The sequence below is a fragment of the Pantoea sp. ARC270 genome, assembly GCF_003236725.1.
Classification (GTDB): domain Bacteria; phylum Pseudomonadota; class Gammaproteobacteria; order Enterobacterales; family Enterobacteriaceae; genus Pantoea; species Pantoea anthophila.
Genome location: NZ_PUGA01000047.1, coordinates 20,065 through 31,517, shown reverse-complemented (window position 1 = coordinate 31,517; position 11,453 = coordinate 20,065). Strand labels below are relative to the sequence as shown.

Below are 11,453 nucleotides of genomic sequence, written 5' to 3'. Positions count from 1 at the left end.
GAGCAGTGCGAACAGTGCGTTAGCGTCCTGTCGCGAGGTGGCGTATATTACGCTTTCCTCCTTCAGAGTCAACCTCTTTTTCAGAAGTTTTTCTCCGGCGGCTCAGTCTCCTGAACCTCTCAACACCGCATTCCGTAAGCCGTTGTGCCGTGTCGATGGAGGCGCATTATAGGGAGTTGTCAGACAGGCGCAACCCATAAATTGCAGAAAAAAGCGCGTTCGCTGCATTCCACAGCAAAAGTCGCTGTTATACGCAGTTACACACAGCGTTATCCACATTCACCGGGCCTGGCAAATTTAGGCGAGCATCACGCAAACGTTTTCGCTACAATGCCGGGCAATATGACGGACTCCCCTTTTAGGGGCGTTACCTGAGGTTTTTGATTTTTCCTTCTTATATAGAAGAGAAAACCGCTGTAAAACCTGATGTAACGCTCTTCTATACGCGAAACAAAGCCAAGGGATAAACCACCATGCAACAACCTCGTCCTGTACGCCGCGCCTTGCTCAGTGTCTCTGACAAAGCCGGCATCCTCGAATTTGCTCAGGCGCTCTCCAGTCGCGGTGTCGAACTGCTCTCCACAGGTGGAACCGCTCGCCTGCTGGCGGATGCGGGTCTGGCTGTCACAGAAGTCTCTGATTACACCGGTTTCCCGGAAATGATGGATGGACGCGTCAAAACCCTGCATCCGAAAGTGCATGGCGGCATTCTGGGTCGTCGCGGCCAGGATGATGCCATCATGGCGCAGCATGACATCAGCCCTATCGACATGGTGGTCGTTAATCTCTATCCCTTTGCACAGACTGTTGCCCGTGAAGGATGCTCACTGGAAGACGCAGTAGAAAACATCGATATCGGCGGCCCGACCATGGTGCGCTCTGCTGCCAAGAACCACAAAGATGTGGCCATCGTGGTCAGCAGCGGCGACTACGACGCCATCATTGCTGAAATGGATGCCCACCAGAACGGCCTGACGCTCGACACCCGTTTCGACCTGGCGATCAAAGCGTTTGAACACACCGCCGCCTACGACGGCATGATCGCGAACTACTTTGGTAGTCTGGTGCCCGCCTATCACGGTGAACGCAATCAGCCTGCGGGTCGCTTCCCGCGTACCCTGAATCTGAACTTCATCAAGAAGCAGGATATGCGTTACGGCGAAAACAGCCACCAGCAGGCGGCCTTCTATATAGAAGAGCAGGTTGCTGAAGCCTCGGTTGCCACCGCGCAACAGGTTCAGGGCAAAGCGCTCTCCTATAACAATATCGCTGACACGGATGCTGCACTCGAGTGTGTCAAAGAGTTCAGTGACCCCGCCTGCGTCATTGTTAAACATGCTAACCCTTGTGGCGTTGCGACGGGCGACGACCTGCTGTCAGCCTATGACCGTGCTTACCAGACCGACCCTACCTCTGCGTTCGGGGGCATCATCGCCTTCAACCGCGAGCTGGATGAAGCGACAGCACAGGCCATTATCAGCCGCCAGTTCGTTGAGGTGATCATCGCGCCCGCCGTTTCCGAGGCCGCGCTGAAGATTACCGCCACGAAACAGAATGTCCGTGTCCTGATCTGCGGCCAGTGGCAGAACCGCACGGCAGCGCTCGATTTCAAACGCGTCAACGGTGGCCTGCTGGTTCAGGATCGCGATCTCGGTATGGTCGATGCCAGCCAGCTGCGCGTGGTCAGCAAGCGTCAGCCATCGGAGCAGGAGCTGCGTGATGCCCTCTTCTGCTGGAAGGTCGCGAAGTTTGTTAAATCCAACGCCATTGTCTATGCGCGTGACGGGATGACGATCGGGATTGGTGCCGGCCAGATGAGCCGCGTCTACTCCGCTAAAATTGCCGGTATCAAAGCGGGCGATGAAGGACTGGAAGTGAAAGGTTCTGCCATGGCGTCAGATGCGTTCTTCCCCTTCCGCGACGGTATTGATGCAGCCGCTGCGGTGGGCGTGAGCTGTGTGATTCAGCCTGGCGGCTCTATCCGCGATGAAGAGGTGATTGCGGCGGCGGATGAGCACGGCATTGCCATGATCTTTACCGATATGCGCCACTTCCGTCATTAATCGTTCCGGAGAGTAACAGATGAAAATTTTAGTGATTGGTAATGGCGGACGTGAACACGCGCTGGCCTGGAAAGCGGCACAGTCGCCGCTGGCAGAAACCGTCTTTGTTGCGCCAGGTAACGCCGGTACGGCATTAGAGCCTGCGCTGCAGAATGTCGCAATCAGTGCGACCGATATCCCTGCCCTGCTGGATTTTGCCCAGCGCGAGAAGATCGATCTGACCATTGTCGGACCGGAAGCACCGCTGGTCATTGGCGTGGTGGATGCATTCCGTCAGGCTGGGCTGACCATTTTTGGCCCGACTCAGGCTGCCGCACAGCTGGAAGGCTCAAAAGCATTTACCAAAGATTTTCTGGCACGCCATCAGATCCCCAGCGCGGCATACCAGAACTTTACCGAGGTCGAGCCGGCTCTCGCGTATCTGCGTGAAAAAGGCGCGCCTATCGTTATTAAAGCTGACGGCCTGGCCGCCGGTAAAGGCGTCATTGTGGCGATGACGCTGCAGGAAGCTGAAGAGGCCGTTCAGGATATGCTGGCCGGTAATGCCTTTGGCGACGCCGGGCACCGCATTGTGATCGAAGAGTTTCTGGATGGCGAAGAAGCCAGCTTTATTGTGATGGTCGACGGCGAGCATGTGCTGCCAATGGCCACCAGCCAGGATCATAAACGCGTAGGCGATGGTGATACCGGTCCGAACACCGGCGGAATGGGCGCCTATTCCCCGGCGCCGGTCGTCACCGATGAGATCCACCAGCGCGTCATGGATCAGGTTATCTGGCCGACGGTGCGCGGCATGGCTGCTGAAGGCAACGTTTACACCGGTTTTCTCTACGCCGGTCTGATGATCGATCGCACCGGGCAGCCGAAAGTGATCGAATTCAACTGCCGCTTCGGCGATCCGGAAACCCAGCCGATCATGCTGCGCCTGCAGTCGGATCTGGTCGATCTTTGCCTGGCCGCCTGTGAGGGTAAACTGGATCAGAAAACGTCGCAGTGGGATCCGCGTCCTGCGCTCGGTGTGGTACTGGCGGCGGGCGGTTATCCGGGTGACTACAGTCAGGGTGATCAGATCCACGGTCTGCCACTGGAAGAGGTTGCGGACGGCAAGGTCTTTCACGCCGGAACCCGGCTGGAAGAGGATCGGGTGCTGACCAGCGGTGGCCGCGTGCTGTGCGTTACCGCACTGGGTGAGGATGTCGCTGCGGCACAGAAGCGGGCTTATGCGCTGACACAGCCCATCTCGTGGCAGGGCAGCTTCTGCCGCCGCGATATTGGCTATCGCGCCATTAATCGCAAATAAGTTCAGGGGGCACCGGGTGCCCCCTTTTTATTTTTACATATCATCTTCTGTCGGCTGCTGCGCGCACTCATCCTGCTGACTGATCCGCAACAGCTGAATGCCTTCCGGCGCGTCCAGCCATGACACCATCAGCGGTGCCGGGGCGCTGCGCTGCTGCTGTGTCAGTATCCGCAGGGCATCAGCATCAAAAGCGGGCCTGACCTGCTGACCTTCACAACTCTCCAGCAGATTATTGCCCAGCCAGTGTCCCTGCCTCAGGAATACCCGACCGCTCAACAGCGCATCACTAAGATTACGCATCCGCTGAGCGTCAAACTTATAGAGTTCCACCGCATCAGCACTCACGGCTTCACGCCGGTCTGACAGCTGACGCTGCATAAAGTTGAGGCCGCCCGCCTGGTCAAAGCGCAGGGTGACATCATCAGGCTGCTTCCCTTTTACCTGGCGCTGAACGCTGATCAGCGCCTCTTCCAGCCAGACATAATCGGTCACCTCGCCCTCACCGCCACTGAACGGCGTGTAGATCGTACGAATATGGACAGACTGGTGATCGCTGTTTTTACGCCAGATGCGCACAACACCACGATCGGCAAGATAGCCACTGGCAGAAAAGGGGGGAATATCCGGAACAGAGCTGCAGCTAAACAGAAACAGGGAGAGAAACAGAACAGCTAAACGCTGAAACAGCGGGGTCATGATGGCTGGCCTCTTAAACAAAAGGGGCGAAACGCCCCCTGTTTTAAAGCTTAACCGCAGTGCGACGTCTTACTTAACGGCGTCTTTCAGCGCTTTACCAGACACGAATGCCGGTACGTTTGCTGCAGCGATTTTGATCTCTTTGCCAGTCTGCGGGTTACGACCGGTACGCTCAGCGCGGTGGTTCACTTTAAAAGTACCAAAACCAACCAGTTGTACAGCATCACCATCTTTCAGAGACTCAGTGATCGCAGCCAGAGTAGATTCCAGCGCTGCCTTAGCCTGGGTTTTAGACAGGTCAGCTTTTTCTGCGATCACATCAATCAGTTGAGTCTTGTTCATAAGTTATCCTTAAAGTGTATTTATCGCTTGCTAAGCAACGAGTGCGAGGGAAAAGCCATATTCTGGCACTCTTCTGCCTGCACGCACCGATAGCCACAATTTTCAGCCCCCCAAATGTAGACCAGAGAGGGGGCCAATGTGAAGCCTCCAGGCGCGCTAATTCGGGCCTGAAGTCACGTTTTATCGCCTTACTGCTGGAAATTTATACCGATGTTACTTATTCCCGCTTCACGCAGGTCAGATCGCAGACCTTTAATCAATTCAAGGTCGCGCTCTTCACACTCCGCCAGCAGGCGGAAAATCTCCCACTGGAGGTCCCACTCATCGATAATAGCCGGGTTTTCACGCAGCTCCTCATCGGTCATTTCGCGTCCAGCCTGTGTCATTTCCAGCATGGCAACCGTCGTAATGGATGTCCTGCTGACTTCAATCGCATGCTCCAGCGTTTCACCACTCAGCTGGGCATGTAACACTTCGCTCAGGGCCACGCAGGCATCAATAGCCGGATAGACGCCATAGACCTCAAACGCATCGCCATCGGGAATGGCAGCCTCGAGCTTTTCCAGCTGGCTGTCGAAGTTAATCTTCGCATCTTTGACCGTCAGGTTTTCCCAGATCAGATCAAGGATGCGGCGATAGAGTGCCGGATCGGCAAATTCAGTCTGCTCGCAGAATGCGCGATAGTTGGGGTACATACGCTCGCACAGGCAGGCCATAAACGTCAGATGCTGCCAGCTTTCCAGCTTCGCCAGACGCAGATGAACGGGATTTTGTAACATAAAGGTGGCTCTTATTCGTTTCGCTGGCCGCAGTGTAACTGCAAAAGCGCAGCACAAACAGTGTTAAAGCGCGTTTTGCCAGCGCTGGAAAGCGGAACGGTTCGACGCCACTGCATCGGCCCAGCGGGTGGGTTCCGGCAAACGGTAACCGCGCGTACAGTTTTCGACCCACTGCAGCGCAGTATCCAGGCTGACACGGTGGCCGGTGGCGACGAACAGCGGGTTGCAGCGTTGCTTGCTGCGCCATACCCAGCCAATCTGCTCACCTTTGTCGATCAGCGGCTGGCGGCTGCCCGGTTGCGCATCCAGATCGGCAAAACGACCACACAGCCGGCTTTTCGCGACCCCGATAGTAGGCACATCCACCAGCAGACCAAAATGCGAGGCAACGCCGAGCCGTCTGGGATGCGAAATCCCGTGTCCATCCACAAACAGCAGGTCCGGCTTCTGCTCCAGCATCTCCCAGGCGGCCATCAGGGCCGGATATTCCCGGAAGGAGAGAAAGCCCGGGATGTAGGGCATCGTCGTCTCAATACGCGCGATGCGATGCTCCACCAGCCGAAGCGATGGGTACTCCAGGATTACCATCGCTGCGCGTGTGATCGTGCCTTCCTGCTCAAAACCTACGTCGGCCCCGCCGATATAGCGAGGCGGTAACACATCAAAATCATCGTCACGCACCACGTCAGCGGCGCGTTGTAACTGCTCAGCGCGAAGTGCGGCAATATCCATGATTACTCCTGATGCCAGGGACGTGATAAACGATGCACAGCATCAACAAAGACACCGGCATTTTCCGGTGGCACATCCAGATGAATGCCGTGCCCCAGATTAAAGACATGGCCGGTGCCGGAACCAAAGCGCTCCAGAATACCGGCCACTTCCTGCTCAATACGTTCAGGTGCCGCATAGAGCATAGAGGGGTCCATATTGCCCTGCAGCGCAACTTTATCGCCCACGCGACGGCGCGCATCGTCAATGTCGGTGGTCCAGTCGAGACCCAGCGCATCACAGCCGGTGGCGGCCATCGCTTCCAGCCACTGTCCACCGCCTTTGGTGAACAGCGTCACCGGCACGCGGCGGCCATCATTTTCACGCAGCAGGCCATCAACAATTTTGTGCATGTAGTGAAGGGAGAATTCGCGGTAGTCACGGCCGGTCAGCACGCCGCCCCAGGTGTCGAAGACCATCACCGACTGGGCACCTGCGCGAATCTGCGCATTGAGATAGAGAATGACGCTGTCAGCCAGCTTATCCAGCATCGCATGCAACGTAGCAGGCTCGGCATACATCATCTTTTTGATTCGGGTAAACGCTTTGCTGCTGCCGCCTTCCACCATGTAGGTGGCCAGCGTCCATGGACTGCCGGAGAAGCCGATCAGCGGCACCTCGCCATTCAGATTGCGGCGGATGGTGCGAACCGCGTTCATCACATAGCCCAGCTCCATCTCCGGATCGGGCACCGGCAAGCGATCAACGTCAGCGCGGCAGGTTACAGGGTTTGAGAAACGCGGGCCTTCGCCGGTTTCAAAATAGAGTCCCAGTCCCATCGCATCCGGAATCGTCAGGATGTCACTGAAGAGGATGGCGGCATCCAGCGGAAAACGACGCAGCGGCTGCAGGGTGACTTCACAGGCCAGCTCGGCGTTTTTACACAGCGACATAAAATCACCCGCCTGGGCGCGTGTCGCTTTGTACTCCGGCAAATAGCGCCCGGCTTGTCGCATCATCCATACCGGCGTGACATCCACCGGCTGACGTAACAGGGCACGCAAATAACGATCGTTCTTCAGTTCACTCATCTCAACACTCTCTCAATAACAGGCGTGTAGTGTAGCACTTTCACACTTCAGCGCGGCACAGGGCGACGGTATCTTCAATCAGGCGGCGTGCCACGGTGCCGGGTGGAGGCAGCAGGGGAAGGTCATCAAAACGGAACCAGGCCGCATCCAGCAGCTCTTTGCCATCATGCTGCAGATCGCCGCTGTCATACTCCGCCATGAAGGCGGTCATCAGGGATTGCGGAAAGGGCCACGGCTGAGAGGTCACATAGCGCACGTTTTTGACGCGGATGTTGCTCTCCTCCATCACTTCGCGGGCAACGGCCTGCTCCAGCGTCTCACCGACCTCCACAAAGCCGGCCAGCACGGTATAGACCTTGTTGCGATGGCGGGCATGATTTGCCAGCAGGATTTCATCACCACGACGGATAGCCACGATGATGCAGGGGGCGATTTGCGGATAGTAACGCTCACGGCAATGACTGCACAGGCAGGCAAATTCATGCCTGCTGTGATGCATTTCATGGCCGCAGTAGCCGCACCAGCGATGAGAGCGGTAAAACTCCGCCAGCTGCACACCCCGCCCCGCCAGCTGAAACAGTCCGACATCCTGATCGATCAACTGCCGCACGGAGAACATATCGGCAGAGCGTGACGCACAAATCAGCCAGACATGTTCGCCCTGCCACTCTCCGATAAGGCGTGCTTTACTGCCAGTCAGACCAAAATTTTCGGCGTTTCCGTGGGGTAAATCACCTTGTGGCAACCAAAGTTTCTGTTCATGGCTGACAATCCACCATCCAGCGTCTACGCTTGAGATTTCGCATTGCATTTATTTCGTCATCCTTAGCGTCAAATCGTACGCTGAAGCCCTGATGTTAAGTGTGTTGATAAACAACTATAACTCACATGGAGTCAGATATGCTTAACCAGTTAAACGTCCTGGCTGAACGCGTAGGTGGCAGTAATGAGCTGGTCGATTCCTGGCTCGAAGCCCGTCGCCAGCTGCTGGTGACCTATTATCATCTGGTCGGCCTGAAGCCCAACAAAGAAGCCCTGACCCGTCTCGATGAGCAGGCGCTGGACAACTTCTGTCACAGCCTGGTCGATTATCTTTCGGCCGGTCACTTCAGTATCTATGAACGTGTTATCAGTGAAATGAACGGTGACAGCCCGATGATTGCGGCTGCGCAGATCTATCCGCCACTGGAAGCCAACACCGAGCGGCTGATGCAGCTCTATGATGGTCACCTGCAACAGGCGATAGACGATGAAAACTGCATGACTTTCCAGCAGGCGCTTTCAGAAGTGGGCGAAGTGCTGGAGTCGCGCTTCACGCTGGAAGATAAGCTGATCCAGCTGGCATGGGATAATCAGCTGGCTACCCCGCCGGTTGCCAATGACAGTCAGATTGCCCGTCCCGCTTAACCGGTATCACCACCAAAAGGGTTGAGATTATCCACTCGCCCTTTTATGCTGAAGAGGTTCCGAGGCCACTACGCCGACGAACCTTTTTTATTTTTTGCTGTGAAAAACACGATTTTTACGCCCAATCTGCCGGTCAGATTGGTGCGTAAAAAGCGCTTCTTGTCGGAGTGCCCAGCCGGGCTGAGACCGTTAATTCGGGATCCGCGGAACCTGATCAGGTTAGAACCTGCGAAGGGAACAAGAGTAAATTTTTACGGTATGCCAGCATTCTTATGCTGCCGATACCGCTACTCCTTCCGAACTCCGGACAAGCATCGTTCCCCCTGAACAGGAAGATTGCTATGTCTGACCCAAAAATGACCCGTCGTGAACAACGTGCCCAGGCGCAGGAGTTTATTGATTCGCTGCAAAGCGGCAGTGCATTTCCCCAGTCCCGTCGCATCTGGATAACCGGCAGCCGTGACGATATTCGCGTTCCGATGCGCGAGATCACGCTAAGCCCGACCCACACCGGTGGCAGCAAAGCCCAGCCGACCTATGAGCCAAACGAAGCGGTGCCGGTTTACGACACGGCAGGTGCCTATGGCGATCCCGCGGCACAGATCGATGTTCATCGCGGCCTGGAAAAACTGCGCGCCCGCTGGATAGCGGAACGCGATGACAGCGAATACCTGCCACAAAACAGTTCCGGCTACACCCAGCAACGGCTGGCTGATGAGGGGCTGGACCATCTGCGCTTCGATCACCTACCGACGCCACGCCGGGCCTGTCCAGGCCGCCGCGTCACCCAGCTGCATTATGCCCGCCAGGGGATCATCACCCCGGAAATGGAGTTTATTGCGCTGCGGGAAAATATGGGCCGTGAGCGGATTCGCAGTGAAGTGCTGCTGCAACAGCATCCGGGCCACAATTTTGGTGCGCATCTGCCAGCCAGCATCACACCGGAGTTTGTGCGGCAGGAGGTGGCAGCCGGACGGGCCATCATCCCTGCCAATATCAATCACCCGGAATCGGAGCCGATGATCATCGGCCGTAACTTTCTGGTTAAGGTGAATGCCAATATCGGTAACTCGGCGGTCACCTCCTCCATTGAAGAGGAGGTGGAAAAACTGGTCTGGTCGACGCGCTGGGGGGCCGATACGGTGATGGATCTCTCTACCGGCCGCTATATTCATGAAACGCGCGAGTGGATTCTGCGGAACAGCCCGGTCCCCATCGGCACCGTGCCGATCTATCAGGCGCTGGAAAAAGTGAACGGCGTGGCCGAGGCACTGAACTGGGACGTTTTCCGCGACACGCTGCTTGAGCAGGCGGAACAGGGGGTGGATTACTTCACGATACACGCTGGCGTCCTGCTGCGTTATGTCCCGATGACGGCGAAGCGGCTGACCGGGATCGTGTCGCGCGGCGGATCGATCATGGCGAAATGGTGCCTGTCGCATCATCAGGAGAACTTCCTTTATCAGCATTTCCGGGAGATTTGTGAAATCTGCGCCGCTTACGATGTGTCGCTGTCGCTGGGCGATGGTCTGCGGCCGGGTTCGATTCAGGATGCGAACGATGAGGCGCAGTTCGCTGAGCTGCGTACCCTGGGCGAACTGACCCGTATTGCCTGGGAATATGATGTACAGGTGATGATTGAAGGGCCGGGCCATGTGCCGATGCATATGATCCGCCGCAACATGACCGAACAGCTCGACCTGTGCGATGAAGCCCCCTTCTACACCCTCGGCCCGCTGACCACCGACATCGCACCGGGCTATGACCACTTTACCTCCGGAATCGGGGCCGCCATGATTGGCTGGTTTGGCTGCGCCATGCTCTGTTACGTCACACCTAAAGAGCATCTGGGGCTGCCGAACAAAGAGGATGTCAAACAGGGGCTGATCACCTACAAAATCGCGGCACATGCTGCCGACCTGGCTAAAGGCCATCCCGCTGCGCAGATCCGCGATAACGCCATGTCCAAAGCGCGCTTTGAATTCCGCTGGGAAGATCAGTTCAACCTGGCGCTGGACCCTCACACCGCCCGCGCCATGCATGATGAAACCCTGCCGCAGGAGTCAGGCAAAGTGGCCCATTTCTGTTCAATGTGCGGCCCTAAATTCTGCTCAATGAAGATTTCTCAGGAGGTGCGCGAGTTTGCGGCACGCCAGGATAGCCGCGCTGAACCGGTGGAAGTGGGCATGGCCCGGATGTCAGAGCATTTCCGCAGCCGCGGGGGTGAGCTTTATCACTCTGCCGATGTTATTGAGGAGGAGTAACCATGTCTGCCTTTCCTGCTACCGCCCCGCGCCTGGGGCTCTATCCGGTGGTTGACAGCCCCGCCTGGATTGAACGCCTGCTGACGGCGGGCGTGCGCACGTTGCAGCTGCGCATAAAAGATCAGCCTGATGAGATTGCCGAACCCGCGATTGCTCAGGCGATAGCGCTGGGCAAACGCTACGATGCGCGCCTGTTTATCAATGATTACTGGGAGCTGGCGATCAGACATGACGCCTATGGTGTGCATCTGGGTCAGGAAGATCTGGATGTTGCCGATCTCGCCCGGATTCGCCAGGCAGGATTGCGGCTCGGGATCTCCACCCATGATGATACCGAGCTGGATCGCGCCCTGGCGATCCAGCCCTCTTACATTGCGCTGGGACATATCTTCCCGACGCAGACCAAAGCGATGCCTTCTGCGCCTCAGGGCGTGGAACAACTGAAGCGACATCTGGCACGCCTGACGCACATCCCCACCGTGGCGATTGGCGGTATCTCGATTGCCCGGGCACCGGAAGTCCTGGCAACCGGCGTGGGCAGCATTGCTGTGGTGAGTGCGATTACCCAGGCAGATGACTGGCGTGAAGCCACGCGCACCCTGCTGGCGCTGGCAGAGCCTCACGGATAGCGATTTCCGGAACCTGTCCCGCATCCTGGCGGCAAATGCGGTAACGTCCACCACTTTCCGGGAAAGCGGCGCGCAGAAGCAGAGGCTGACGGTGGCACCTCCTGAACCGGTACTTTAACGTGGCCGTCGTCAGGTGAAGGTTATCTGACCAGGGCCGGTTCCCTCCTCTTG

Annotated in this window: 11 protein-coding genes and 1 riboswitch; of the genes, 5 read left to right on the top strand and 6 right to left on the bottom strand. The window is 56.9% G+C overall.

Annotation, left to right across the window (positions count from 1 at the left end; genetic code table 11):
• Window positions 1-473: 473 nt before the first annotated feature.
• Entirely contained in the window at window positions 474-2,063 is a 1,590-nt protein-coding gene (gene purH, locus CKF42_RS18760; protein ID WP_046100994.1) for a bifunctional phosphoribosylaminoimidazolecarboxamide formyltransferase/IMP cyclohydrolase, read from the top strand.
• 19 nt (window positions 2,064-2,082) lie between these two features.
• Entirely contained in the window at window positions 2,083-3,363 is a 1,281-nt protein-coding gene (gene purD, locus CKF42_RS18755; protein ID WP_009092646.1) for a phosphoribosylamine--glycine ligase, read from the top strand.
• A 33-nt stretch (window positions 3,364-3,396) separates the two neighbouring features.
• Here purD and CKF42_RS18750 read toward each other — a convergent pair whose 3' ends face one another.
• The 6 genes from CKF42_RS18750 to nudC all read right to left on the bottom strand — a co-directional run bounded on the left by CKF42_RS18750 (window position 3,397) and on the right by nudC (window position 7,793).
• On the bottom strand, window positions 3,397-4,059 hold the full coding sequence (locus CKF42_RS18750; RefSeq protein ID WP_009092647.1) for a DUF1481 domain-containing protein: 663 nt from the start codon (window positions 4,057-4,059) through the stop codon (window positions 3,397-3,399).
• Between the two features lie 69 nt (window positions 4,060-4,128).
• Window positions 4,129-4,401 carry a nucleoid-associated protein HU-alpha gene (hupA, locus tag CKF42_RS18745; protein ID WP_003850136.1) on the bottom strand — a complete coding sequence of 91 codons (273 nt, stop codon included), beginning with the start codon at window positions 4,399-4,401 and terminating at the stop codon, window positions 4,129-4,131.
• 188 nt (window positions 4,402-4,589) lie between these two features.
• On the bottom strand, window positions 4,590-5,180 hold the full coding sequence (locus CKF42_RS18740) for a YjaG family protein (protein ID WP_009092648.1): 591 nt from the start codon (window positions 5,178-5,180) through the stop codon (window positions 4,590-4,592).
• 63 nt (window positions 5,181-5,243) lie between these two features.
• Window positions 5,244-5,912, bottom strand: coding sequence for a deoxyribonuclease V (gene nfi, locus CKF42_RS18735; protein WP_009092649.1), 669 nt, complete (start codon window positions 5,910-5,912; stop codon window positions 5,244-5,246).
• A gap of 2 nt (window positions 5,913-5,914) precedes the next feature.
• The gene (gene hemE, locus CKF42_RS18730) at window positions 5,915-6,982 is read right to left on the bottom strand and encodes a uroporphyrinogen decarboxylase (protein WP_009092650.1); all 1,068 of its coding nucleotides are present in this window, start codon (window positions 6,980-6,982) and stop codon (window positions 5,915-5,917) included.
• Window positions 6,983-7,022: 40 nt separating this feature from the next.
• Entirely contained in the window at window positions 7,023-7,793 is a 771-nt protein-coding gene (nudC, locus tag CKF42_RS18725; RefSeq protein ID WP_058958346.1) for an NAD(+) diphosphatase, read from the bottom strand.
• 89 nt (window positions 7,794-7,882) lie between these two features.
• Here nudC and CKF42_RS18720 point away from each other — a divergent pair, with 89 nt between their 5' ends.
• The 3 genes from CKF42_RS18720 to thiE all read left to right on the top strand — a co-directional run bounded on the left by CKF42_RS18720 (window position 7,883) and on the right by thiE (window position 11,282).
• Window positions 7,883-8,389: an Rsd/AlgQ family anti-sigma factor gene (locus tag CKF42_RS18720; protein ID WP_009092652.1), complete on the top strand. Its 507-nt coding sequence runs from the start codon at window positions 7,883-7,885 to the stop codon at window positions 8,387-8,389.
• Between the two features lie 153 nt (window positions 8,390-8,542).
• Window positions 8,543-8,643, top strand: a riboswitch (TPP riboswitch).
• A gap of 87 nt (window positions 8,644-8,730) precedes the next feature.
• Window positions 8,731-10,653 (top strand): phosphomethylpyrimidine synthase ThiC, encoded by a 1,923-nt coding sequence (thiC, locus tag CKF42_RS18715; RefSeq protein WP_111208895.1) that lies wholly within the window; start codon window positions 8,731-8,733, stop codon window positions 10,651-10,653.
• 2 nt (window positions 10,654-10,655) lie between these two features.
• Entirely contained in the window at window positions 10,656-11,282 is a 627-nt protein-coding gene (thiE, locus tag CKF42_RS18710; protein ID WP_009092654.1) for a thiamine phosphate synthase, read from the top strand.
• Window positions 11,283-11,453 lie beyond the last annotated feature (171 nt).

Bases quoted from the DNA above. Each gene is read 5' to 3' on its own strand.
- CKF42_RS18740 (WP_009092648.1), bottom strand. From the start codon at position 5,180: ATGTTACAAAATCCCGTTCATCTGCGTCTGGCGAAGCTGGAAAGCTGG.
- hupA (WP_003850136.1), bottom strand. From the start codon at position 4,401: ATGAACAAGACTCAACTGATTGATGTGATCGCAGAAAAAGCTGACCTG.
- nudC (WP_058958346.1), bottom strand. From the start codon at position 7,793: ATGCAATGCGAAATCTCAAGCGTAGACGCTGGATGGTGGATTGTCAGC.
- hemE (WP_009092650.1), bottom strand. From the start codon at position 6,982: ATGAGTGAACTGAAGAACGATCGTTATTTGCGTGCCCTGTTACGTCAG.
- thiE (WP_009092654.1), top strand. From the start codon at position 10,656: ATGTCTGCCTTTCCTGCTACCGCCCCGCGCCTGGGGCTCTATCCGGTG.
- thiC (WP_111208895.1), top strand. From the start codon at position 8,731: ATGTCTGACCCAAAAATGACCCGTCGTGAACAACGTGCCCAGGCGCAG.
- purH (WP_046100994.1), top strand. From the start codon at position 474: ATGCAACAACCTCGTCCTGTACGCCGCGCCTTGCTCAGTGTCTCTGAC.
- CKF42_RS18750 (WP_009092647.1), bottom strand. From the start codon at position 4,059: ATGACCCCGCTGTTTCAGCGTTTAGCTGTTCTGTTTCTCTCCCTGTTT.
- purD (WP_009092646.1), top strand. From the start codon at position 2,083: ATGAAAATTTTAGTGATTGGTAATGGCGGACGTGAACACGCGCTGGCC.
- CKF42_RS18720 (WP_009092652.1), top strand. From the start codon at position 7,883: ATGCTTAACCAGTTAAACGTCCTGGCTGAACGCGTAGGTGGCAGTAAT.
- nfi (WP_009092649.1), bottom strand. From the start codon at position 5,912: ATGGATATTGCCGCACTTCGCGCTGAGCAGTTACAACGCGCCGCTGAC.